General features: G+C 70.4%; 25 protein-coding genes. 10 read left to right on the forward strand and 15 right to left on the reverse strand.

The window, feature by feature from the left end:
* Nucleotides 1–26: 26 nt before the first annotated feature.
* On the forward strand, nt 27–476 hold the full coding sequence (locus ACGFYN_RS23990) for a nucleoside deaminase (protein ID WP_393867872.1): 450 nt from the start codon (nt 27–29) through the stop codon (nt 474–476).
* Nucleotides 469–1,443, forward strand: a complete 975-nt coding sequence (locus ACGFYN_RS23995) for an isopenicillin N synthase family dioxygenase (RefSeq protein ID WP_393867873.1) — start codon at nt 469–471, stop codon at nt 1,441–1,443. The genes ACGFYN_RS23990 and ACGFYN_RS23995 overlap by 8 nt, the downstream gene beginning before the upstream one ends.
* 18 nt (nt 1,444–1,461) lie before the next feature.
* Here ACGFYN_RS23995 and ccsB read toward each other — a convergent pair whose 3' ends face one another.
* The 7 genes from ccsB to hemL all read right to left on the reverse strand — a co-directional run bounded on the left by ccsB (nt 1,462) and on the right by hemL (nt 9,187).
* Nucleotides 1,462–2,559: a c-type cytochrome biogenesis protein CcsB gene (gene ccsB / locus ACGFYN_RS24000; RefSeq protein WP_393867874.1), complete on the reverse strand. Its 1,098-nt coding sequence runs from the start codon at nt 2,557–2,559 to the stop codon at nt 1,462–1,464.
* Nucleotides 2,556–4,280 (reverse strand): cytochrome c biogenesis protein ResB, encoded by a 1,725-nt coding sequence (locus tag ACGFYN_RS24005; RefSeq protein WP_393867875.1) that lies wholly within the window; start codon nt 4,278–4,280, stop codon nt 2,556–2,558. The genes ccsB and ACGFYN_RS24005 overlap by 4 nt, the downstream gene beginning before the upstream one ends.
* Nucleotides 4,281–4,284: 4 nt before the next feature.
* On the reverse strand, nt 4,285–5,055 hold the full coding sequence (locus ACGFYN_RS24010) for a cytochrome c biogenesis CcdA family protein (RefSeq protein WP_393867876.1): 771 nt from the start codon (nt 5,053–5,055) through the stop codon (nt 4,285–4,287).
* A gap of 1 nt (nt 5,056) precedes the next feature.
* Nucleotides 5,057–5,680, reverse strand: a complete 624-nt coding sequence (locus ACGFYN_RS24015) for a TlpA family protein disulfide reductase (RefSeq protein ID WP_393867877.1) — start codon at nt 5,678–5,680, stop codon at nt 5,057–5,059.
* Between the two features lie 66 nt (nt 5,681–5,746).
* The gene (locus ACGFYN_RS24020) at nt 5,747–7,027 is read right to left on the reverse strand and encodes a hypothetical protein (protein ID WP_393867878.1); all 1,281 of its coding nucleotides are present in this window, start codon (nt 7,025–7,027) and stop codon (nt 5,747–5,749) included.
* A gap of 145 nt (nt 7,028–7,172) precedes the next feature.
* A complete protein-coding gene (locus ACGFYN_RS24025) occupies nt 7,173–7,871 on the reverse strand; it encodes a histidine phosphatase family protein (protein WP_393867879.1) in 699 nt (232 codons plus the stop codon).
* The gene (gene hemL, locus ACGFYN_RS24030) at nt 7,868–9,187 is read right to left on the reverse strand and encodes a glutamate-1-semialdehyde 2,1-aminomutase (protein WP_393867880.1); all 1,320 of its coding nucleotides are present in this window, start codon (nt 9,185–9,187) and stop codon (nt 7,868–7,870) included. The genes ACGFYN_RS24025 and hemL overlap by 4 nt, the downstream gene beginning before the upstream one ends.
* Before the next feature lie 352 nt (nt 9,188–9,539).
* Between hemL and ACGFYN_RS24035 the strand changes: the two genes are divergently transcribed.
* Nucleotides 9,540–10,175: a hypothetical protein gene (locus ACGFYN_RS24035; protein WP_393867881.1), complete on the forward strand. Its 636-nt coding sequence runs from the start codon at nt 9,540–9,542 to the stop codon at nt 10,173–10,175.
* A gap of 81 nt (nt 10,176–10,256) precedes the next feature.
* Here the strand turns inward: ACGFYN_RS24035 and ACGFYN_RS24040 are convergent, their stop codons facing one another.
* From ACGFYN_RS24040 to ACGFYN_RS24055, 4 genes are all read right to left on the reverse strand, one after another.
* Nucleotides 10,257–11,696 (reverse strand): ATP-binding protein, encoded by a 1,440-nt coding sequence (locus tag ACGFYN_RS24040; RefSeq protein WP_393867882.1) that lies wholly within the window; start codon nt 11,694–11,696, stop codon nt 10,257–10,259.
* Complete coding sequence (locus ACGFYN_RS24045) at nt 11,697–12,404, reverse strand: response regulator transcription factor (protein ID WP_393867932.1); 708 nt, start codon at nt 12,402–12,404, stop codon at nt 11,697–11,699.
* A gap of 129 nt (nt 12,405–12,533) precedes the next feature.
* Nucleotides 12,534–13,142 (reverse strand): FMN reductase, encoded by a 609-nt coding sequence (locus ACGFYN_RS24050; RefSeq protein ID WP_393867883.1) that lies wholly within the window; start codon nt 13,140–13,142, stop codon nt 12,534–12,536.
* Nucleotides 13,139–14,245: an LLM class flavin-dependent oxidoreductase gene (locus ACGFYN_RS24055; RefSeq protein WP_393867884.1), complete on the reverse strand. Its 1,107-nt coding sequence runs from the start codon at nt 14,243–14,245 to the stop codon at nt 13,139–13,141. The genes ACGFYN_RS24050 and ACGFYN_RS24055 overlap by 4 nt, the downstream gene beginning before the upstream one ends.
* A 104-nt stretch (nt 14,246–14,349) precedes the next feature.
* On the opposite strand from ACGFYN_RS24055, the gene ACGFYN_RS24060 reads away from it, so the two are divergent.
* Nucleotides 14,350–15,156, forward strand: coding sequence for a DUF6597 domain-containing transcriptional factor (locus ACGFYN_RS24060; protein WP_393867885.1), 807 nt, complete (start codon nt 14,350–14,352; stop codon nt 15,154–15,156).
* 70 nt (nt 15,157–15,226) lie between these two features.
* Entirely contained in the window at nt 15,227–16,639 is a 1,413-nt protein-coding gene (locus tag ACGFYN_RS24065; RefSeq protein WP_393867886.1) for an MFS transporter, read from the forward strand.
* Nucleotides 16,640–16,706: 67 nt separating this feature from the next.
* Here the strand turns inward: ACGFYN_RS24065 and ACGFYN_RS24070 are convergent, their stop codons facing one another.
* Nucleotides 16,707–17,597, reverse strand: coding sequence for an NADP-dependent oxidoreductase (locus ACGFYN_RS24070; protein ID WP_393867887.1), 891 nt, complete (start codon nt 17,595–17,597; stop codon nt 16,707–16,709).
* Nucleotides 17,598–17,719: 122 nt separating this feature from the next.
* On the opposite strand from ACGFYN_RS24070, the gene ACGFYN_RS24075 reads away from it, so the two are divergent.
* Entirely contained in the window at nt 17,720–18,157 is a 438-nt protein-coding gene (locus tag ACGFYN_RS24075) for a winged helix-turn-helix transcriptional regulator (RefSeq protein ID WP_393867888.1), read from the forward strand.
* Here the strand turns inward: ACGFYN_RS24075 and ACGFYN_RS24080 are convergent.
* Complete coding sequence (locus ACGFYN_RS24080; protein WP_393867889.1) at nt 18,154–18,627, reverse strand: MarR family winged helix-turn-helix transcriptional regulator; 474 nt, start codon at nt 18,625–18,627, stop codon at nt 18,154–18,156. The genes ACGFYN_RS24075 and ACGFYN_RS24080 overlap by 4 nt on opposite strands.
* Nucleotides 18,628–18,717: 90 nt before the next feature.
* A complete protein-coding gene (locus tag ACGFYN_RS24085; protein ID WP_393867890.1) occupies nt 18,718–19,203 on the reverse strand; it encodes a hypothetical protein in 486 nt (161 codons plus the stop codon).
* A gap of 99 nt (nt 19,204–19,302) precedes the next feature.
* Here ACGFYN_RS24085 and ACGFYN_RS24090 point away from each other — a divergent pair, with 99 nt between their 5' ends.
* From ACGFYN_RS24090 to ACGFYN_RS24100, 3 genes are read left to right on the forward strand one after another with little or no spacing between them, the layout of a single operon-like run.
* A complete protein-coding gene (locus ACGFYN_RS24090) occupies nt 19,303–19,641 on the forward strand; it encodes a YnfA family protein (protein ID WP_393867891.1) in 339 nt (112 codons plus the stop codon).
* Nucleotides 19,642–19,694: 53 nt separating this feature from the next.
* Entirely contained in the window at nt 19,695–20,468 is a 774-nt protein-coding gene (locus ACGFYN_RS24095; protein ID WP_393867892.1) for an SDR family NAD(P)-dependent oxidoreductase, read from the forward strand.
* Nucleotides 20,372–20,608, forward strand: coding sequence for a hypothetical protein (locus ACGFYN_RS24100; protein ID WP_393867933.1), 237 nt, complete (start codon nt 20,372–20,374; stop codon nt 20,606–20,608). Before ACGFYN_RS24095 ends, ACGFYN_RS24100 begins: the two co-directional genes overlap by 97 nt.
* Before the next feature lie 272 nt (nt 20,609–20,880).
* Here ACGFYN_RS24100 and ACGFYN_RS24105 read toward each other — a convergent pair whose 3' ends face one another.
* On the reverse strand, nt 20,881–22,074 hold the full coding sequence (locus tag ACGFYN_RS24105) for an RtcB family protein (RefSeq protein WP_393867893.1): 1,194 nt from the start codon (nt 22,072–22,074) through the stop codon (nt 20,881–20,883).
* Nucleotides 22,075–22,279: 205 nt separating this feature from the next.
* On the opposite strand from ACGFYN_RS24105, the gene ACGFYN_RS24110 reads away from it, so the two are divergent.
* Entirely contained in the window at nt 22,280–23,107 is an 828-nt protein-coding gene (locus ACGFYN_RS24110) for a DUF3558 domain-containing protein (RefSeq protein WP_393867894.1), read from the forward strand.
* Nucleotides 23,108–23,182 lie beyond the last annotated feature (75 nt).

The following is a 23,182-nucleotide window of genomic DNA, read 5'->3' on the forward strand; positions in this document are numbered from 1 at the left end:
GCCCCGCCCCCTGGACAGTGGGAGACATGGATCAGGCACAGGCACGCACCTGGCTCACCACCGCCGTCGAGGAGGCCCGCGCCGGACTCGCGGAAGGCGGCATCCCGATCGGCGCCGCACTCTACGGAGCCGACGGCACCCTCCTCGGCCGCGGCCGCAACCGGCGCGTCCAGGACGGCGACCCCTCCATGCACGCGGAGACGGCCGCGTTCCGCGCGGCGGGACGGCAGCGCACGTATCGCGGGACGACCATGGTCACCACGCTCTCGCCGTGCTGGTACTGCTCCGGGCTGGTCCGACAGTTCGGCATCTCGCGGGTCGTGGTCGGCGAGGCGGCGACCTTCCACGGCGGGCACGACTGGCTGGCCGGGCACGGCGTGGACATCGTGCTGCTCGACGACCCCCAATGCGTCGGGATGATGCGCGACTTCATCGAGAGGGAACCGGCGCTGTGGAACGAGGACATCGGTGAGTGACTCCCCCGCCCCGCGCATCCCGGCCATCGACCTGCGGCCCTGGACGTCCGGCGGCCCCGAGGACCGCGCCAGGATCGCCCGCACCGTCGACGCCGCCCTCCAGACCGCCGGATTCCTGCTGGTCACCGGCCACGGTGTGGACCCCGGACTGCGCTCACGCATACGGGAGTCGGCCCGCGCCTTCTTCCGCCTGCCGGCGGAGACGAAGAGGGCCTACGAGGCGAAGGTCGGCGGCCGCGGCTGGCTCGGCCCCGGCGCGGAGGCCAACGGCTACGCGGAGGGGACCGAGACCCCGCCGGACCTGAAGGAGTCGCTGACCTTCGCGACCCACGAGCCCTTCGAGGACCCGGTCGTCAACGCGGAGTGGTACGCGCCCAACGTGTGGCCCGCGGAGGTGCCGGAACTGAAGGGGCTGTGCGAGGCGTACCTGGAGCAAATGGCCGGGCTGGAGAAGCAATTGCTCTCCCTGCTCGGCGAGGCCCTCGGGGTCGCTCCGGACTTCTTCGCCCGGCACATGGACCACCCGACGTACGGCTTCAACATCAACTGGTATCCGGGCACGGAGGTCGTCGGCGAGCCGCAGCCGGGGCAGTTCCGCATCGGCCCGCACACCGACTTCGGCACGGTGACCATCCTCGACCGGCAGGCCGGCAGGGGCGGTCTTCAGGTCTACACGGACGAGGGCGGCTGGGAGGACGCGCCGTACGACCCCGAAGCCTTCACCGTCAACATCGGCGACCTGCTGGCCCGTTGGACCGGCGACCGCTGGCGCTCGGGGCGGCACCGGGTGCTGCCGCCGCCCGCGGACGCGCCCGCCGAGGAGCTGATGTCCCTGGTCTACTTCGGCGAGTGCACCCCGGGCACCCTGGTGGAGTCCCTGCCCGCGCCGGTGGGGCGGGTGGCGCACCCGCCCGTCGACTCGCACGTGTACCTGCGCGCGAAGCTGGACTCGATCACCGTGGGCTGAGCGCGCCGCCCGCTCGGCTCACACGCCCGCGTAGGAGTGCTTGCCGGAGACGAAGATGTTGACGCCGTAGTAGTTGAACAGCCAGCAGCCGAAGGCGATCAGGGCCAGGTAGGCGGCCTTGCGGCCCTTCCAGCCGGCGGTGGCGCGGGCGTGCAGGTAGCAGGCGTACGCGACCCAGGTGATGAACGCCCAGGTCTCCTTCGGGTCCCAGCCCCAGTAGCGGCCCCAGGCCGACTCGGCCCAGATCGCGCCCGCGATGATCGTGAACGTCCACAGCGGGAAGACCGCGGCGTTCAGGCGGTAGGCGAACTTGTCGAGGGACGAGGACGCGGGCAGGCGCTCCAGGAAGGACGTCGCGAAGCGGCCGGGCGTGCCGCCGTTCTCCAGCTTGGTCTCGTAGGAGTCCTTGAAGAGGTAGAGCAGCGTGCCCGCCGCGCCCACGTAGAAGACCGCGCCGCACAGGATGGCGGTGGAGACGTGGATGTAGAGCCAGTACGAGTGAAGGGCGGGAACCAACTGGTCGCTGGCGGTGTACAAGACAGTGACGGCGATGCCGAGATCGAGGAGGACCGTCGTGACCAGGAACAGGCCGAGCCAGCGGACGTTCTTCTTCAGCGCCAGCAGCGTGAGGTACACACCGACGGCGACGGTGGAGAAGGTGATGTTGAACTCGTACATGTTGCCCCACGGCGCGCGCTGCACCGAGGCCGCGCGGGCGATCACGCCGACGAGGTGGACCAGAAAGGCGAGCACCGTGAGCGAGATGGCGATACGCCCGTAGAGGTCGCCCTGCTCGTCCCCGCCGTGCGCCCCGGGCCCGTCGGGCACGTCACGGGACCCGGCCGAGGACCGTACGACGACCTTGGGCCGCTCGAGCACGGCCGTACCGCCCGCCGTCTGCACGGTGACGGCCGGGGCCCCCTTGCTCTTCCCCGTCGTGGTCAGCGCGGCCGCGGTGCGCGCGACCTTGCTGCGGCTGCCGAAGAGCCACTCGGCGATGTAGGCGAAGAAGGCCAGGGTGTAGACGGCCATCGCGGAGTAGATCAGCGTGTTGCTGATGTTCGCGAGGTGTTCGTTGGCAGCGGTGGCCAACTCGGTTCCGGCGGCGAGAGTCACTGCTCAGCCCCTTCGGCAGGTACGACTTGGGGGTCGGGGGTGGTGTCGTGGTCTGGGGAGTCGTCGGGCTCGGGTGCGCCCGGCGCCTGGTCGTACAGGATTCCGGCGAGGTCGCCGAGTTCCTCGGGTACCTTCGCGGACTCGCTGCGGCCGAGTCCGGCCATCTCCACGACCGTCACGCCGTCGGCGCCCCGGACCGCCCGCACCCAGACGCGGCGGCGCTGGATGAACAGGGAGCCGGCGAGGCCGAAGATGGCGGCGAGCGCGCCGCCGAGCGCCCAGGCGGTGCCGGGCTGCTGGACGACCTGGAAGTTCGCCCACTCCTTGGTGCCCTCGTAGGTGATCGTGCCCGCGCCGTTCGGGAGCGTCATGGTCTGGCCCGGCTTCAGGTTGTCCCTGAGCTGGGCGCCCTTGGCGTCCTTGAAGCCCTTCACATGCGACTTGTCGAGCTGGTACACGCTCTGCGGGATACCGGAGTCGACGCCGAGGTCGCCGTAGTACGGCGTGAGGTTCAGGACCGGGTTCCTCAGCGCCGGGAAGGTGGAGGCCGTCTCGCTGCCCTTGGTGTAGGTGGGCAGCAGGAAGGCCGAGATGCCCAGCTGCTGGCTGACGCCCTTGGCGTTCTTGTAGCCGTCGAGGACCTTGATCACGCCGGTGGAGGTGACGTTGGAGTCGAGCGGAAGGAGGGGGACGGCGTCGCGGTAGACGACCTTGCCCCTGCCGTCGCGGACGGTGATGAGCGGTGCGTAACCGTGGGCGGTGAGATAGACGTTGGCGTCGCCGATCTGCAGCGGCTCGTTGACCTTGACGAGGTCCTTGTGGTCCTTGCCGTAGGCGCCCTTGCTGTAGGTGAGGGCGGCCTGGTAGGTGCGCGGGGTGCCCTTGTTGGGGCCGCTGGCCTCGTAGGTCCCGGTGAACTTGTCCAGGGTGAAGCTGAACGGCACCAGGTCGTCGGAGGTGAAGAGGTTGCCGGACTTGAAGTCGTCGTACTGCGTGGTGGTGTTGGAGAAGCCGTCGCCCTCGACGATCAGCTTGTTGCCTTCGGACTTGAAGAGCTGGCCCCAGGCGAAGGCGATCAGCAGCACGATCAGCGCGATGTGGAAGGCGAGGTTGCCGATCTCGCGCAGATAGCCCTTCTCGGCGGCGACGGCGTCACCGGCGCGGTGCGCGCGGAACCGGCGCTTCTTCAGCAGGGCGAGCGCGGCCTCGCGGACCTGCTCGGGCTCGGCCTCGGTCCGCCAGGTCGTGTAGGCGGGCAGCCGGGTCAGCCGCTTGGGCGCACCCGGCGGGCGGCCGCGCAGCTGCCCGACGAACTGATAGGTGCGCGGGATGATGCAGCCGATGAGGGAGACGAACAGCAGGATGTAGATCGCGGAGAACCACACCGAGCCGTAGACGTGGAACAGGCCGAGCCGGTCGTAGACCGGCGCGAGGAAGGTGTGGGCCTTGCGGAAGTCGGCGACCTTGGTCTCGTCGGTGCCGGCCTGCGGGATCAGCGAGCCCGGGATCGCGCCGAGCGAGAGGAGCAGGAGCAGGAGCAGGGCGACCCGCATGGAGGTGAGCTGCCGCCAGAACCAGCGCGCCCAACCGATCACGCCCAGCGAGGGCAGGTTCGGCAGGTACTCCTTGGGGGCGGTGGACAGCTGCGAGCCGGCCGCACCGAGGTCGTCGTCGGCCCGCTCGGCGCTCGTGCCGGACGCGGTCTTTGGAGTGGTGCTCATCGAGTCAGATCCCCACAGTGAAGCCGGCGGACCAGGACTGCATGTCCTGCACGAGGCGGTCCCAGGCGCCGGTGAGCAGCAGCAGACCGGTCACGATCATCATCGTGCCGCCGATCCGCATCACCCAGACGTAGTGGCGCTTGACCCAGCCGAAGGCGCCGAGCGCCTTGCGGAAGGCGACCGCGGCGAGCACGAACGGCACTCCGAGGCCGAGGCAGTAGGCGACGGTCAGTATCGCACCGCGCCCCGCGCTGGACTGCTGGGAGGACAGGGCCAGCACGGAGGCGAGGGTGGGTCCGATGCACGGCGTCCAGCCGATGCCGAACAGCGCGCCGAGGAGGGGGGCGCCGGCGAGTCCGGCCACAGGCCGCTTGTGGAGGCGGAATTCGCGCTGGCTCATCCAGGGCATGAGGCCCATGAAGAAGACACCCATGACGATCATGAGCGCGCCCAGCACCTTCGACAGGACGCCCTTGTTGTCCTGCAGCGTGTCGCCGAAGAAGCCGAAGAGGGCACCGCTGGAGACGAACACGGCGGTGAACCCGAGCACGAAGAGCGAGGCGCCGGCGACCATCCGCCCGCGCCGGGCCTCGGCCAGATCGGTGCCGGTGACGCCGGTCACGTACGACAGATAGCCGGGCACCAGCGGCAGGACGCACGGGGAGAAGAAGGAGACGAGGCCGCCGAGGAGCGCGATGGGCAGGGCTGTCAGCAGGGCGCCGTTGAGCACCGTGTCGTTGAGGCCCGGCTCGGCGAGCGTGGTGAGTGGGCTCACGTCACTTCTCCGCGAGGACCGGGGCGATCATCTTGCGCAGCTTGTCATCGCTGAGCGCGGCGAGCGAACGCGCGGCGATCTTGCCCTCCCGGTCGAGGACGAGCGTGGAGGGGATCGCCTGCGGATTGAGGGTGCCTCTCTTGAAGCGGAGCATCAGCTTGCCCGTGGGGTCGTACAGGCTGGGGAAGCTGACGCCGTACTTCTCCTCGAAGGCGCGGGCGCTCGCGGTGCTGGTGTCGCGGGTGTTGATACCGACGAACTGGACGCCCTTGCGCTGGAGGTCCTGGGAGACCTTCTCGAAGCCCGGCGCCTCTGCTCGGCAGGGGGGACACCAGGAGCCCCACACGTTCAGGACGACGATCTTGCCCTTGTAGGAGGTGACGTCGAGCTGTTTGCCGTCAACGGTCTTGCCGGACAGGTCGGGCGCTACTGCGCGCTCGCCCTTCTTGGCGGTGGAGATGCCGTCCTTGCCCATGACGAAGTTGGTGTCACCGCCTCCGCCGGAGGTCCCTCCGGACGAGCAGGCGGACATCAGCAGCGCGGCGACCGCGGCACCGGCGGTGGTCAGGACGACGCGGCGGTGTGCGCGGTTCGAGCGCATGGGGGCGCGGCTGGCGGCACTCATGTGAAAAGTTTCGCATGTCCGTTCCGGGGATCTTGCGCACCCCCCTCGCGGGGGGATTTCCGCCTCTCAGGCGGCCTGCCCGGAGGGCGAGGAGGAGGACGACGGGGCGGCCTGGAGGAAGGTCTTCCAGCCGCCGGCCGGCGCCTGTCCGACGTCAAGGGTGCGCAGCTTGCCGAGCACCTCGGGCTTCTGCACGTCCATCCAGTCGACGAACTGCCGGAAGGAGACGAGGCGTACGTCCGCGCCCTTCTCCTTCTCCCGCGCGATGTGCTTGAAAGCCTCCTCGACGGCGTCCATGTAGATGCCGCCGTTCCAGTGCTCGAAGTGATTGCCGACGAAGAAGGGTGCCCGGTTGGTCTCGTATGCCCGCTTGAAGCCGGATATGTAGGCGTTCGCGGACTGGGTGCGCCAGGCCGGGTAGTTGTAGGCGGGCGCGTTGGTCGAGTTGACCGACTGGTTGGCGAGCATGTTGTAGTCCATCGAGAGCACCTCGAAGCTGCGCCCGGGGAACGGGATCTGCTGCAGCGGCAGGTCCCAGACGCCCTGCTTCTTGTCGGGCCAGGTCTGGCGGCCGCCGGGCGAGGAGGCGTCGTAGCGCCAGCCGAGCGACTTGGCGGTGGGCAGCAGGTTGTTCTGGCCGAGCAGACAGGGCGTACGGCCGCCGACGAGTTCCTTCTCGTAGTCGAAGGGCAGGGAGGGCAGGTTCGTCCACCCGGTGTTGGTGCGCCACTCCTTCACGAAGGACTTGGCCTGCTCGATCTCGCTGCGCCACTGCGCGGGCGTCCAGTTGCCGACGGTGCCGTAGCCGGAGCAGAAGTGGCCGTTGAAGTGGGTGCCTATCTCGTGCCCTTCGAGCCAGGCGCGGCGCACGTTGGTCAGCGTGGCCTTCACGTGCTCGTCGGTGAGGTAGCCGATGTCGGAGGCGCCGCGCGGGTTGTTCGGCGGGTTGTAGAGGCGCTTCTTCGACTCGGGCAGCAGATACAGCCCGGAGAGGAAGAAGGTCATGGCCGCGCCGTGCTCCTTCGCGAGGTCGAGGAAGCGCGGGAAGAGGCCGTTGCCGACCTCGCCGGCCCCGTCCCAGGAGAAGATCACGAACTGGGGCGGGGTCTGGCCCGGCTCCAACGGCTCGGCCTTGGCGGGCTGGTGGGGCTGCCTGCCGGTGTAGGACGTCGAGCCGTCACCGATGGGCCGGGCCGGGTGCGACGTGGCACCGGACCCGGCCGCGTTGGAACCCGATGCATGGCTCGAACCGTCTGAGGACTTGAGGGCCCCGCAGGCCGAGAGTGAGGCGGCTGCCGCGGCGCCCGCGCCGAGACCGAGCATTCCCCTGCGAGAGAGCGTGCGCATTCCATCCCCGATTCGTCATGTGCTCTGGTGGTCACCCAGTCAGAGGACATGACGAACGGGGAGGTTCCTCGCGAATATGTTGCTTTCGTAACAAAATGTCACGGACGCGTCAGGGAACCCAAAGGGGATGAATCGCCTCTTACCCTCAGGCGCCGAAAGCTTTCCCTTGGCCCTTCACCGGCTTGGCGCCGGCGAGCAGATGAGCCGGGACGAGATCGCGGGCCGGCTCGCTGTAGCCCACGGAGAGGAGCTTGTCGCCCTGGTAGGTGAAGCTCGTCAGCGAGGCGAGCGTGCACTGCCGCTTGCGCGGGTCGTGCCACAGCCGCCGCTTCTCGACGTACGACCGCACGATCCAGATCGGCAACTGGTGGCTGACGAGCACCGCTTCGTGCCCGCGCGCCCGGTCCTTGGCGGAGTCCAGCGCCTGCATCATCCGTACGACGATGTCGACGTACGGCTCGCCCCACGAGGGCTTGAAGGGATTGACGAGGTGCTTCCAGTTGCCGGGCTGCCGCAGCGCGCCGTCACCGACGCCGAAGGTCTTGCCCTGGAAGACGTTGTCTGCCTCGATCAGCCGCTCGTCGGTGGCGAGGTCGAGGCCGTGCGCCTTGGCGATCGGGGTCGCCGTCTCCTGCGCCCGCTCCAGCGGGGAGGCACAGACGTAGGTGATGTCGCGCGGGGCGAGGTGCTCGGCGACCCGGTCGGCCATCTGCCGCCCGAGCTCGGAGAGGTGGTAGCCGGCGAGCCGCCCGTAGAGGACCCCGCTCGGGTTGTCGACCTCGCCGTGCCGCATGACGTGGACGACGGTGATCTCGCTGCCCGCCGTGTCGTTGGTCTCGCTCATGCTGCCGTGGCCTCCGCCGCCGCTCGGGCCGCCGCCGGGAGGGCGTCGGCGATGCGCTGTACGGCCTGTTCGTCGTGGGCCGTGGACACGAACCAGGACTCGAAGGACGAGGGCGGCAGATAGACGCCCTGCGCCAGCATCGAGTGGAAGAACGCGGTGAAGCGGAACGACTCCTGCCGCTTGGCGTCCTCGTAGTCCCGGACCTCACGGTCCGTGAAGAAGACCGAGAACATGTTGGAGGCGTTCTGCAGCCGGTGCGCGACGCCCTCCTTCGCCAGCGCCTCGGTGACGAGCGTGCGGATCTGCTCCGAGACGGAGTCGACCTTGGCGTAGGCGGCGTCGTCGAGCAGACGCAGCTGGGCGAGGCCGGCCGCCGTGGCGACCGGGTTCCCGGAGAGGGTGCCGGCCTGGTAGACGGGACCGGCGGGCGCGAGGTGCGCCATGACGTCGGCGCGGCCGCCGAAGGCCGCGGCGGGGAAGCCGCCGCCCATGACCTTGCCGAAGGTCATCAGGTCGGGCGTGACCCCGTCGATGCCGAACCAGCCCGCGCGGCTGGTGCGGAAGCCGGTCATGACCTCGTCGGAGATGAACAGGGCGCCGTTCTTCGAGCAGGCGTCCTTCAGCCCCTGGTTGAAGCCGGGCCGCGGCGGCACCACGCCCATGTTGCCGGGCGAGGCCTCGGTGATCACACAGGCGATCTCGCCGGGGTGCCGGTGGAAGGCCTCCTGTACGGCCTCGAGGTCGTTGTAGGGAAGGACGATCGTGTCGCCCGCCTGCGCGCCGGTGACACCGGGGGTGTCGGGCAGGGCGAAGGTGGCCACACCGCTGCCCGCCGAGGCCAGCAGCGAGTCGACGTGACCGTGGTAACACCCGGCGAACTTGATCACCTTCGTGCGCCGGGTGAAGCCCCGGGCCAGCCGGATGGCGCTCATGGTCGCCTCGGTCCCGCTGGAGACGAGCCGCACCTGCTCCAGGGGCTCGATCCGGGCGACCATCTCCTCGGCCAGGGCGACCTCGCCCTCGCCGGGCGTACCGAACGACGTACCGCGCGCGACGGCCGTCCGGACGGCGTCGATGACGGCCGGGTGGGAGTGCCCGAGGATCATCGGACCCCAGGAACACACCAGGTCGACGTAGTCCCGCCCGTCCGCGTCCGTCAGATAGGGGCCCTCGCCGGACACCATGAACCGGGGCGTGCCGCCCACGGCCCGGAAGGCGCGCACCGGGGAGTTCACGCCGCCGGGCGTGACGGCCGCGGCCCGGTCGAACAGAGCCTGCGAGACAGGCGCTTCGTATGCATATGGCAGTTCACTCATGACCTGCGACTTCTCCGACCTTCTCCGAATCGTCCGGCTCCGGGTTGCCAGTGACCTCCTCAGGGTAGGCCAGGGTGTGACCACGCCAGCGGGGCACCGCTGCTGACCCGGGAGACAGCCGCCCGCCGGATCGATCTGCGAAACTGACTCCTGATACACACAGCTCAAACGGCCCTCGCGTACGTATAGCAGTACGGAAGGGTGTACGGAGGCTTGTCCAGAGGCTGCGGAGATCCTGCGGGCAGGTGTTTCGACGCACGTTTCGGCGGGCGGCCGTGGGGGAGGTCACTGACACGATGATCGGGTTGCGCGGCGGGGGCCACGCGTCCTAGAAAAGCACTCGGGTGGAGATATGCATCGCGGTGGCGGACTGGGCGAGGGGACTGATGACCTGGGTCCTCGACGTGCCCGGCGGGGAAGGCACCGACGCGAGGCGGAGGAGGCCGAGTCCCGGCAGGCTCAGGGTGTACCGAGTGACTCCGAGCGGATCGACCGGCGGATCGACCGGCGGGGCGAGACGCTCCGGGCGGGGAGCAGGAATGGTGGTCGGGTGGGGGTGACCTACAAGTACTTCGGCGCGCCGGACGGTGCGACGGCGGCCCGCGTCCCGATCTCGATGCGCCCCGAGGAACTCGGCGGCGACGAGCTCGGGATGAACGGCATGTTCACCAAGATCAAGCCGGAGACGATGGCGGCGATGGTGCTCACCGGCATCGAAGGCGTCCCCCTGCACAAGGTCCCGCCGCTCGAACTGGTCGTCCTGCACCCCGACTACGCGGTCGTCAAGCTCCCCATGACGGTCGTCGACCCGCTGCGCGGCATAGGCGAGGAGGCGGTGGGCGCGGCGGCCTTCATCTGGTCGACGGTCCCGGACCGCGGCGGCCCGCGCGACGCGTTCAACGTCTACCAACTGCTGCACGAGTGGCAGGACTTCAGCCACCGCCTGCATGAGGCGGGGCATCAGCCGTACTGCCTGGTGTGGCCCTGACCTGAGGGTCGGTGGGCGAGGGCGGGCTCTCGGGGCGCCCTGTTCACCAGATGGCTACACCGGTCGGCTTCCGGAAAGCCGTCAGGCAGGGCCCTGTGACGCGTTTCCCGGCACCCCCACCACCGTGAACCCGATGACCGACCCGCCGCCCTCCCGCTGGAAGGCGAACGGTGCGCCGCCGTGGGCCGTGGCGACCTCGCGGACGATCGAGAGGCCGAGGCCGGAGCCGGGCAGGGAGCGGGCGTCGGCCGCGCGGTAGAAGCGGTCGAAGATGCGGATCAGGTCGCAGTCGGCGATGCCGGGGCCGCGGTCGAGGACCTCGACGCGGACCGTGCCGGGCCGGGCGGGACCGGAGACGGAGATCTCGATGGGGCCGGTGCCGTCGCGGTCGAACTTGGCCGCGTTCTCCACGAGGTTGGAGATCGCGCGCTGGAGCATGCCGGGGCGGCCGTCGGTCGTCGTGTCGCCGCTCGCGCGGACCCTGACCTCGTGGCCGGTGCGCCGCCGGGCGAGCCCCGCGACGTCCTCGGCGATCTCGGCGAGGTCCACCCGCTGCGGGGGCTCGGTGTCGGACTGCCCGGCGGCGAGGTCCACCAGCTCGTTGACCAGGTCGGTCAGTTCGCGGGCCTCCTGGCCGAGGTCGGCGACCAGGTCCTCGCGGGCGGCCAAAGGCAGTTCGTCGATACGGCGCAGCAGCGAGATGTTCGTACGCAGCGAGGTGAGCGGTGTGCGCAGTTCGTGGCCCGCGTCCTGGACGAGCCGGCGCTGGTCCTCCTCCGACTGCGCCAGCCGGCCCAGCATGCGGTCGAAGGCGCGGCCCAGGCGGCCCACCTCGTCGTAGCCGGTGACGGGCACGTCGATGCCGAGCCGGCGGGTGCGGGCGACGTCCTCCGCGGCCGAGGTCAGGATGATCAGCCGACGGGTGATGCGCCGGGCCAGCCACCAGCCGAACAGGCCCGCGGCGACCACCACCGCGCCCATCAGGATCAGCGTGCGCTGCTGAAGCGCCCGCAGCAGGTCCTCGGTGTCGCTGAACTCCTGCGCGACCTGCACCGCGCCCCGCCCATCGCCCAGGGAGACGGTCGCGATGCGGTAGACGTCCGCGGCGACGTAGACGTCCTTGTGCTCGACCATCTTCCCGGACGTCCGGCTCGCCGCGATCGCCCGGTCGTCCGCGCCGACCGGCAGCCCGGGCCGGCCCCGGTCGACGACGTCACCGGCCGGCCCCAGCACCTGCACGTCCGTGCGCGCGGGGCGCACCACGTCGTGGCCGGGCGCGGACGAGGAGAAGTCCTCGGGCGTCATCCGGTGCTGCCGCACCTCGTCGCGTACGTCCTGCACGACCTGGTCGAACACCGACTCCTGGTCGACCCGGACCAGCCGGGCGGCCGCGCTGTACGACAGCACGCCGACCAGCACCGTCACGGCCGCGGTGACGGCCGCGAACGACACCGCGAACGTGGTGCGCAGCGAGACCAGCCCGGGCCGCCGTCTGTCCAGCAGCCGCCTGAGCCGCCCCACTCAGTCCTCCCGCAGCACGTAACCCACACCGCGGACCGTGTGGATCAGCGCCGGTGCCCCCGGTTCGTCGAGCTTGCGGCGCAGATAGCCGACGTAGACGGCGAGGTTCTTGGAGCCGGGCCCGAAGTCGTAGCCCCAGATGCGGTCGTAGATGGTGGAGTGGTCGAGGACGATCCCGGCGTTGCGGACCAGCAGTTCCAGCAGCTCGAACTCCGTGCGGGTCAGCTCCAGCTCGCGCTCGGCGCGCCAGGCGCGCCGTGCCTGTACGTCCATGCGCAGTCCCGCGGCCTCGATCTGCCGGTCGGAGATCTGCGGCTGCTCCTTCGGCGCGTCCACCGGGATGCCCTGGTCCGGGCTGGTGCGGCGGAGCAGGGCGCGCAGCCGCGCGAAGACCTCGTCGACGTCGAACGGCTTGACCACGTAGTCGTCGGCGCCCGCGTCCAGGCCCGCGATACGGTCCGCGGTCTCGACGAGCGCGGTGAGCATGAGGATCGGCGTCCGGTCGCCCTCGGCCCGCAGCACCCGGCACACCTGGAGCCCGTCGATGCCGGGCATCATCACGTCCAGCAGGAGCACGTCCGGCGGCGACTTGTGGGCCTGCGCCAGCGCCTCCACGCCGTCGGCGACCGCGGTGACCTGGTAGCCCTCCAGGCTCAGGGCCCGCTCCAGGGCGTGACGGATGGCGCGGTCGTCTTCGGCGAGCAGCACAGTCTGGGACACGTACCCCAGTCTGCCTTGGCCTCCGGCGGTTCCGCCGAGCGTGCTTGCCTACGATCAGCCTTTTTACCGCGCTCTCACCGTCACAGAGGCAACCCGGATGCGATGCCTACCGTCTTCTCACCGAAAGCGGCCGTTCGCCGGCGGCGAGAGCGCCGCCAGCTGATCGGCGAAGGGGACCACCGTGAAGTCGTCCTTCACCGGCCGCCGGCTCGCCGACAGGCCCGTCATCAGCGCCGCCAGCTCGCCCGCGGCCCGCTCGATGCGGTCGTCCAGGCCCTTTGCGCCCCAGTCCTCCGAGGCGGCGTAGACACCGGTGGGCACGACCACCGCGCGCAGGTAGGCGAAGAGCGGGCGCAGCGCGTGCTCCAGCACCAGCGAGTGCCGGGCCGTGCCGCCGGTCGCGGCGATCAGCACCGGCTTGCCCGCCGACGCGTCCTTGTCGAGCACGTCGAAGAAGGACTTGAACAGGCCGCTGTACGACGCCGAGAACACCGGCGTGACGACGATCAGCCCGTCGGCACCGGTCACGGCGTCCAGCGCCGCGGACAGGTTCCGGCCCGGGAACCCGTTGGTGAAGTTGTGCGCGATCTCCACCGCGAGGTCGCGCAGTTCGACGACCTGGACCTCGGCCGGAGCCTGCCGGCCCACCGCGGCCGCGAGCCGGTCGCCCAGCAGCCGGGTGGACGAGGGGACGCTCAGTCCCGCCGAGACGACGACGAGCTTCATACGGCGGCCTCCTTCTTCGAGTCCTTCGAGTCCTGGGCCGCGGCCAGCAGGGACGCGTGGGTCGGCGCCTCGGGCACGCCGGCCGGGCGCCCCGCCGCGAACTCCTTGCGCAGCACCGGCACGACCTCCTCGCCCAGCATGTCGAGCTGCTCCAGCACGGTCTTCAGCGGCAGCCCGGCGTGGTCCATCAGGAACAGCTGGCGCTGGTAGTCACCCGCGTACTCCCTGAAGGCCAGCGTCTTCTCGATCACCTGCTGCGGGGAGCCGACGGTCAGCGGGGTCTGCTCGGTGAAGTCCTCGAGCGAGGGGCCGTGGCCGTACACCGGCGCGTTGTCGAAGTACGGGCGGAACTCGCGTACCGCGTCCTGCGAGTTCTTCCGCATGAAGACCTGACCGCCGAGGCCCACGACCGCCTGCTCGGGCGTGCCGTGCCCGTAGTGCGCGTAGCGGCTCCGGTACAGCTCGATCATGCACTTGGTGTGGTCGGCCGGCCAGAAGATGTTGTTGTGGAAGAAGCCGTCGCCGTAGTACGCGGCCTGCTCGGCGATCTCGGGCGAGCGGATGGAGCCGTGCCAGACGAACGGCGGGACCCGGTCCAGCGGCCGCGGCGTGGACGTGAATCCCTGCAGCGGCGTACGGAACTTGCCCTCCCAGTCCACCACGTCCTCGCGCCACAGCCGGTGCAGCAGCGCGTAGTTCTCGATCGCGAGGTTGATGCCCTCCCGGATGTCCTTGCCGAACCAGGGATAGACCGGGCCGGTGTTGCCGCGCCCCATCATCAGGTCCATCCGACCGTCGGCCAGGTGCTGGAGCATCGCGAAGTCCTCGGCGATCTTCACCGGGTCGTTCGTGGTGATGAGGGTCGTGGACGTGGAGAGGATCAGCCGCTCGGTCTGCGCCGCGATGTAGCCGAGCATCGTAGTGGGCGACGAGGGCACGAACGGCGGGTTGTGGTGCTCACCGGTCGCGAAGACGTCGAGCCCGACCTCCTCGGCCTTCAGCGCGATCGCGACCATCGCCTTGATGCGCTCACGCTCGGTCGGCGTACGGCCCGTCGTGGGATCCGGGGTGACGTCCCCGACGCTGAAGATCCCGAACTGCATGGTCGCTCAACCTCCACTTTGTTGACGCTTCAACTATACCGGCAAACGGTGACCGGTCCCCGCGTATTCCGCGGACTGTCAGTACCCCGCCCTAGGCTCAGCGCATGGCCGCTCCACGCCGTGACACCCGAGGCATCGTCGGCGCCGCGGACTTCCTCGCGCGCGTGGACTTCCGCCGCCCCGATCCCGCCGAACCGCTGCGCCGCCATGTCGAGCACTACTGGCTGATCGACTGGGACCTCACCGAGCCGTACGTCTCCCACGTGGTGCCGCATCCCGCGGTCCACATCGTCTTCCAGCGGTTCGAGGGCCAGGAGGCCTTCGTCGAGGTCGCGGGCGTCCAGCAGGGCCTGTTCACGCAGAAGCTGGAGGGCCGCGGCCGGGTGTGCGGCATCAAGTTCCGGCCCGGCGCCTTCCGGCCCTTCGCGCCGGGGCGGGCGGTGAGCGAGTGGACGGGACGGCGGATCCGCTCCCCCGAGGACTTCCCCACCGCCGACCCGGCCGCCGTCCTCGATCCGGACGACGAGGCCGCCCGGATCGCCGCCCTGGACACCTTCCTCCTCGCACTCGACCCCCGCCCCGACCCGCAGGCCGAGCTCGCCATGGCCCTGGCCGACCGCATCCGCACCGACCGCACGATCCGCCGCGTCACCGACTTCGCCCGGTCCGAGGGGATGTCCGTACGACTGCTCCAGCGCCTGTTCGCCGGGTATGTGGGGGTCGGCCCCAAGTGGGTCGTCCTGCGCCACCGCATCCACGAGGCCCTGGAGCGCGCGGAGACCGAGCAGGACGTGGACTGGGCCGCCCTCGCGGCCGACCTCGGCTATGCCGACCAGGCCCATCTGGTACGGGACTTCACGGCGACGGTGGGCGTGCCGCCGGCGGCGTACGCGGCGCAGGGCGTGGACTGAGACCTCGTCAACGGGCTTCGCCCTCACTAATCGGTTGACCGTGAAGAGTCCACCGCGGATATTTATCTGCGTGATACAGATTCTTCGCAACGCAAGAGAAGCTCCACCGCTCCCCGGCCGCACCCGCTGGGCCGTCCTCGCCGTCGTCCTCGCCGCCGACGTCCTCGACCTCCTCGACGCCACGATCACCAACGTCGCCGCGCCCACCATCACCCGCGACCTGGGCGGCGGCGCGAGCCTCGTGCAGTGGCTCGGCGCCTCCTACGCCCTCGCGCTCGGCGTGCTGCTGGTGCCCGGCGGGCGGCTCGGCGACAAGTACGGGCGCCGGCGGCTGTTCCTCACCGGGCTCGCCGGATTCGTCGCGGCCTCGCTCGCGTGCGGGCTGGCGCCGGCGCCGTCGTTCCTGGTCGGCGCCCGGCTGGTCCAGGGCGCCTTCGGGGCCCTGCTCATCCCGCAGGGCTTCGGCATCCTCGGCGCGACCTGGCCGAGGGAGGAGATCGGCAAGGCGTTCAGCCTCTTCGGGCCGGTGATGGGGCTGTCGGCCGTCAGCGGTCCGATCCTCGCCGGTTTCCTGGTCGACGCCGATCTCGCGGGCCTTGGCTGGCGCCCCATGTTCCTGATCAACCTGTTCCTGGGCGGCGCGGCCCTGCTCGCCGCCGCGCGGTTGCTGCCGCGCGACTCCGGCGATGCGTCCGTCTCCGTCGACGGGCCGGGCTCCGCGCTCCTCGGCGGTGCCATGCTCGCCCTGCTCGGCGGCCTCATCGACGGCTCGGCGGGCTGGAGCGTGCGGCCCGTCGCGTTGCTCGTACTGGGCCTCGCGCTGTTCGCCGCGTTCTGCCACCGCCAGCGCACCGCCGCCGAGCCCCTGATCCGCCCGAGCCTGCTCCGCAACCGCGGCTTCACCTCGGGCCTGATCCTCGGCGCCCTCGCCTTCGCCGCGGTCGCCGGCCTCCTCTACGTCGTCTCGCTCCACTTCCAGCGGGGCCTCGGCCGCTCCCCCGCGGGCACGGCGCTCGGCCTGATCCCGCTCTCCGCGGGCATCGTCCTCGCGTCCATGGCCTGCTACCGGCTGATCCACCGCTACGGCCGCCGGCTGGTCGTGGCCGGGCTGCTGTTGATCCTCACCGGCTGCGGCGGCCTGGCGCTGCTCGCCGACCGCGACGGCTGGGTGCTGATTCCGCCGCTGCTCCTGGTCGGCCTCGGCATGGGCACCTGCTTCGGCACCGTCTACGACGTCACCATCGGCGACATCGCCCCCGAGGAGGCGGGCAGCGCGAGCGGGTCGCTCAACGGGGTGCAGCAGCTGGCCAATTCGGTCGGTGCCGCCGCGGTGACGACCGTGTACTTCAAGACGGTCGACGGCGGCGAGAGCCACGCCCTGCTGGCGAGTCTCGCCGCCGTCGCGGTGACCGTGCTCGTTTGCCTGCCTCTTGTACGGCTGCTGCCGTGTCGTGCGCCGTCGCACTCCGGGGAGGGGGGATAGGCCGGTGGCGGCTGCGGGGCCGTCGTGGCGATCGCGCAGTTCCCCGCGCCCCTGCGTGGGCTGCTGGTCAGGGGATCAGGACCAGGCGGCCCCTTACTCCGCCCTCCTCCAGGCGGGCGTGGGCCTTTGCCGCTGCGGCCAGGGGGTAGGTGTCGGCCACCCGGAGGGTGAGGACGCCTTCGTCCACCAGGGTCGCCAGCTTGGACAGGCGGGCTCCGTCGGCGGTGACGGAGACCGCGGTGGTCCGTATGTCGCGTACGGACTCCGGGTGGCCGCCGGGGCGGACGCCCACGTAGGCGCCGCCGTCGCGCACCCACTCCAGCGCCGCCTCGCCGAGGTTCGCGGCGTCCAGCACGCCGTCGAAGGCGCCCGCCTCGGCGGTTCCGGAGGCGAAGTGGGCGGCCCCCAGGGACCGTACGAGCTCCTCGTCGCCCTCCCTCGCGAGCGCGGTCACCGACAGGCCACGGGCGACGGCGAGTTGGATCGCGAAGCCGCCGACCGCGCCCGCCGCACCCGTCACCAGCAGCGACTGCCCCTGCGCCAACTCCAGCAGATCCAGTGCCTGTTCGGCGGTCAGCGCGTTCAGCGGCAACGTAGCCGCATGCACCGCGTCGACCGTGGCCGGCGCCTTCGCCACCGCGTCCGTGTCGACGACGACGTACTCGGCGTGCGTGCCCAGCGGCCGCACCATGCCGGGGTCCAGGGCCACCACCTCGTCGCCGGCGCTCCAGGCCGTGGCCACGCCCGTGGCGTCCACGGTCCCTGCGACGTCCCAGCCGAACCCGATCTGCTTGCCCGCACCTCCGAAGAACCCGCCGCGCACACCCGCGTCCACCGGATTCAGCGTGGCCGCCGCCACCTTGATCCGCACCTGGCGCGCACCCGGCTCGGGCACCTCGGTCTCGACGATCTCCACGGCCTCGGGCCCGCCGAAGGTCCTCACCACTGCAGCACGCATGACTGTCTCCCGGAATCGAAATGCTTCGTAAGGTTTCCCCTGTGCTGCAACAACCCTAGGAAGAGTTACTATCCAGGAGGAAGTAGTTACCTGAAGGTGCCTACCTCACCCGGAGGAGACCCATGGCGACCATGACCGCGGCCCAGAAGCGCGAGCAGGCCCGCGTCGCGTACGACGCCTTCCTGAGCGCCTGCCCGACCAACCAGCTCCTCGACCGCCTCAGCGACAAGTGGGTCAGCCTGGTCGTCGCGGCGCTCTCCACCGGGCCCATGCGCTACAGCGACCTCAGCCGCAAGATCGCGGGAGTGAGCCCCAAGATGCTGACGCAGACGCTGCGTTCACTGGAGCGCGACGGCATCCTCACCCGCACGGTCACCCCGTCCGTACCGGTCCGCGTGGACTACGAACTCACCCAACTCGGCGGCAGCCTCGCCCAGTTGATGACCGCGGTGAAGAGCTGGGCCGAGACCCACTTCGACGAGGTGCACGCGGCACGCGAGCGCTACGACACCGGGTCCGAGGACGCCAAGGGCAAGAACAAGACCAAGGCCAAGGCCTAGACCTCGCCCGCCCGCAACCGGGCGATCTGCGCCGCACTGAACTCCACGGTCCGCCCCATGTGCCCGATCACCACGGCCAGTTCGGCGTCGTCCAGTTCGTCGAAGAGCGCGGACCACCCGCCGCTCAGCCGGTCCCACATCCGCCCGAACTCCGCGATCCGCTCCGGCACGGTCGCCACCAGCACCCGCCGCCGGTCCGCCGCGTCCCGCTGCCGTACGACGTAGCCGGCCCTCTCCAACCGGTCCACCAGCCGTGTCGCCGACCCGGTCGTCAGCCCCGTCATGCCGGCGATCCGGCCGGTCGTCACCGGCCCGCCCTCCAGCGTCAGCAGATTCAGGCACTGCAGATCGGTGGGGTGCAGCCCGAGACGGTCGGCGACGGCCTGGTTGAACAGGGCGTACGAGGCCATGTAGCGGCGCGAGACCACGGACAGCTCCCCGAGCAGCCGCTCACGCGCGTTCCCGGCCATGCCTCGCTCCTCCTCGTCCACACCGTGCAGAGATCGTACGGCGCACACGGTCGTGGTACGGCTCTCCACAATCCCTGGAAGTAGTACTCGTCAGAAGTAGTACTCGTCACCGGTGTCGAGGACGAGCACCCGCTGCCGGTCGTTCAGCCGGTTGCGGTCGACGGCGCCCCCGCTCCACGCCGTGTCCGTCTCCAGCACCACCTCGGACGGCGCGCCCCGCAGCCGCACCCGCAGCCCGATCGGCCGGCCCACGTCGTCCGCGGCCAGCGCCCCCACCCGGCACAGCACCACCCGCGCGCCCGACCGGGCGCACCCCTGCGGCAGCGCCTGCCCGTCCACGAGCGGCGCCGACCAGAGCAGCCGCACCGTCGCGTCCGGCACGGCGGACGGCCCGTGGTTGCGCGGAACGAGCCGCAGGTCCACGCGGCCGCCGGTCATGGAGACGACGCCGTGATAGGCCAGATCGGCCTCGGGAGCACCGCCGGCGGCAGCGGGCACCGCACCCGCGGCCCCTGCGGCCACCGCCGCGAACACCGCCACCGACACCGACACCGACACCGGGAGAACCCTGCGCATGCCACCACTCCTCACTCCGCGGACGTACGGATGTATCCCACGCGCAGCGCACCGCAGGCGCCGTCCATCAGGTGACAGCGCGCATGGCAGGCTGCCGCCATGCTCATCGCCCGCTCCGCCGCCCTGTTCGTCGTCGCCGCGATCTTCGAGATCGGCGGCGCCTGGCTGATCTGGCAGGGCGTGCGCGAACACCGCGGCTGGCTGTGGATGGCCGGGGGCGTGCTGGCCCTCGGCGCCTACGGCTTCGTCGCCACCTTCCAGCCCGACGCCCACTTCGGCCGCATCCTCGCCGCGTACGGCGGGATCTTCGTGGCCGGCTCGATCCTGTGGGGCGTGGTCGCGGACGGCTACCGCCCGGACCGCTGGGACATCACCGGCGCGCTGGTGTGCCTCGCCGGCATGGCCGTGATCATGTGGGCCCCGCGCAACGGCGGCTGAGCCTCACTTACGCTGAACAAAGCCGACCGCACACCCCAGACCAGGAGCACCGCATGGCAACCGCACCGTCCGCCGCCTCCCGCATCGCGATCGTCACCGGTGCGAGCAGCGGCATCGGCGCCGCCACGGCCCGGCAGCTCGCCGCGGCCGGCTACCGCGTCGTCCTCACCGCCCGCCGCAAGGACCGCATCGAGGCGGTCGCGGAGGAGATCAACGCGGCGGGACACTCGGCCGCGGCGTACCAGCTCGACGTCACGGACCGCGCGGCGGTCGACGAGTTCGCGAGCGCCTTCAAGACGATCGGCGTCCTGGTCAACAACGCGGGCGGCGCGCTCGGCGCCGACCCGGTGGCGACCGGCGACCCGGCCGACTGGCGCTCGATGTACGAGACGAACGTCATCGGCACCCTGAACCTCACCCAGGCGCTCCTGCCCAAGCTCGTGGCGAGTGGCGACGGCACGGTCGTCGTCGTCTCCTCCACCGCCGGGCTCGGCACGTACGAGGGCGGCGCTGGCTACGTCGCCGCCAAGCACGGCGAGCACGTCCTCGCCGAGACCCTCCGCCTGGAGATCGTCGGCCAGCCGGTCCGCGTCATCGAGATCGCCCCCGGCATGGTCAAGACGGACGAGTTCGCCCTCACCCGCTTCGGCGGCGACGAGCAGAAGGCCTCGAAGGTCTACGAGGGCGTGCCCGACCCCCTGACGGCCGACGACGTGGCGGAGACGATCACCTGGACGGTCACCCGCCCCAGCCACGTCAACGTCGACCTCCTGGTCCTGCGCCCCCGCGCCCAGGCCTCCAACACGAAGGTCCACCGCGACCGGTGACTCCGGACGAGACGGAACGCCGCCGCCTGCGACTGGAGAAGAAACGCGAACGGTACGTCTGGTACTACCTCGCCTACTTCCTCTTCGGCATCCACATCGTGGCCTTCGTGATGATCTACGCGGTGCTGCACGCCAAGTAGCCGACCGACGGCTCGTGCAGCTCACAGGAGTGAACACAGCCGATCACCCGAACGGCGGGCCTGATCGATGCAGACGGTTCAGTCGGCCTCACCAACAAGGGGTTCCCGTTCATCTCCCCGACCACGGCCAGCACCGCCATCGCATGCTGCATGCGCGACTACGGCAGGGACGTGAGCGGAGCCGAGCGCAGCCTGAAGCGCAACACCGCCGCAGCCCAGCGATCAGTGGCCAAAGAAGACAAGCCCCCGGTACCAGCCGGGGGCTTGGCCTTTCAGCCCTTCACGCAGACGACCTGCTTCAGCTTCGCCACGACCTCGACCAGGTCCCGCTGCTGGTCGATGACCTGCTCGATGGGCTTGTAGGCGCCCGGGATCTCGTCGACCACGCCGGAGTCCTTGCGGCACTCCACGCCCCGCGTCTGCTCCTCCAGGTCCTTCGTCGAGAAGCGCCGCTTCGCCGCGTTGCGGCTCATGCGCCGACCCGCGCCGTGCGAGGCCGAGTTGAAGGACTTCGCATTGCCGAGGCCCTTCACGATGTACGAACCCGTGCCCATGGAGCCCGGGATGATCCCGTACTCGCCGGAGCCGGCCCGGATCGCGCCCTTGCGGGTCACGAGCAGGTCCATGCCCTCGTAGCGCTCCTCCGCCACGTAGTTGTGGTGCGCGCTGATCTCCGGCTCGAAGGTCGGCTTCGCCTTCTTGAACTCCTTGCGGATCACGTCCTTCAGGAGCGCCATCATCAGGGTGCGGTTGTACTTCGCGTACTCCTGCGCCCAGAACAGGTCGTTGCGGTACGCCGCCATCTGCGGGGTGTCCGCGATGAACACCGCGAGGTCGCGGTCGACCAGGCCCTGGTTGTGCGGGAGCTTCTGCGCCACGCCAATGTGGAATTCAGCGAGTTCCTTACCGATGTTCCGCGAGCCGGAGTGCAGCATGAGCCACACCGAATCGGACATATCGATGCACACCTCAACAAAGTGGTTGCCCTGCCCGAGAGTTCCCATTTGCGTGACCGCCCGCTCCTTCCTGAAGTGCACAGCCTCCGCAACGCCGTCGAACCGCTCCCAGAAGTGGTCCCACCCTGCGGTGGCAAGCCCATGGAACCGCCGCGGCTCAACGGGTGCCCGATGCGCACCCCGCCCCACCGGGATCGCCTGCTCGACCTTCGACCGCAGCCGGGACAGATCGCCCGGGAGGTCGTTCGCCGTGAGGGACGTCTTCACCGCCGACATGCCGCAGCCGATGTCGACGCCGACCGCCGCGGGGCACACCGCGCCCTGCATGGCGATGACGGAGCCGACCGTCGCGCCCTTGCCGAAGTGGACGTCCGGCATGACCGCGAGGCCCTTGATCCAGGGCAGGGTCGCGACGTTGCGGAGCTGCTGGAGCGCCGCGTCCTCGACCGACGCCGGGTCGGTCCACAGACGGATCGGGACCTTCGCGCCCGGCATTTCCACGTACGACATATCGTCCTCATTCCCCCGGAAACACAACAGAAGTTAGAAATCGCAAAACCGGCGCCAAGGTCGATGAAACAGGTCAGCGGACCGGCGTCCACGGCAGTGCGTGCGATACACATTGTCTCCGGGGGACGCCCCCGCCCGGCAAGCGAATAACCAGCGGGGACATTGGAGCCACGGCCCCAGCCCCACCGTCGAGAGGAGCCAGCCCGTGCAGCGGAAGGCCTACGTATCCGGCATCGCCGCACTCCTCGCGGCATTGCTGGCCGGCTGCACCGGCGGCTCCAGCGGCGGCGGTTCGACCGACGACTCCAACCCCGGAGACGCCGGCACCGCGACCGCCGCGGCCCAGCCGGGCAAGTACCGCACGCTCCCGGAGCCGTGCAGCGCCCCCGGCCACAGCACCCTCGACTCGCTGCTGCCGGGCATCAAGGAGATCACCGACGAGCAGCAGCGCGAGAAGGCGTACGAGGGCGAGGCCACGCTCACGTACGACACCGACCGCAAGGTGGGCTGCCGCTGGAAGGTCCAGTCGTCGGACGCGACCGACCATCTCCTCGTCGACTTCGAGCGCGTCGTCTCCTACGACAACTCCGTGAGCGACGACGCCCAGGCGCAGGAGTTGTTCGCGCAGAAACAGACGGCGGCCGACCTGCCCGAGCCCGAGGTCTCCAGCACCGCCGACAGCGGCTCCGGCGCGAGTTCCACCCCCAGCGCCACCGGGTCCGACGGCTCACCCTCCGCGTCCGCCTCCGACCCGGCCTCCGGGTCCGCCTCCCCCTCCGTCGCGCCGTCCGACCTCCAGCCCCGCGTCCTGACCGACCTCGGCGACGAGGCGTACCTGGACGACGCGCTCAGCGGCTCCGCGTCGACGGCTCAGCAGCGCACGGTGATTGTGGCGTTCCGCACGTCCAACGTCATTGTGACCATCCAGTACGAGGAGCAGCCGGCCGTCGTCGGCACGGCGCCGGACAGCAAGGAAATGCAGGACAGGGCCCAGAAACTGGCGGCTCAGCTGGCCGACACCCTGGGCGGCTGAGGCCCTTTCGGCCGTCCAGGACGTCCGACTGCAAAGCCCGTGAAGCAGAAGCACACAGTTTCCTCACCGCGTACC

The sequence above is a fragment of the Streptomyces sp. NPDC048419 genome (assembly GCF_043200415.1).
In the GTDB taxonomy this organism is placed as follows: Bacteria; Actinomycetota; Actinomycetes; order Streptomycetales; family Streptomycetaceae; genus Streptomyces.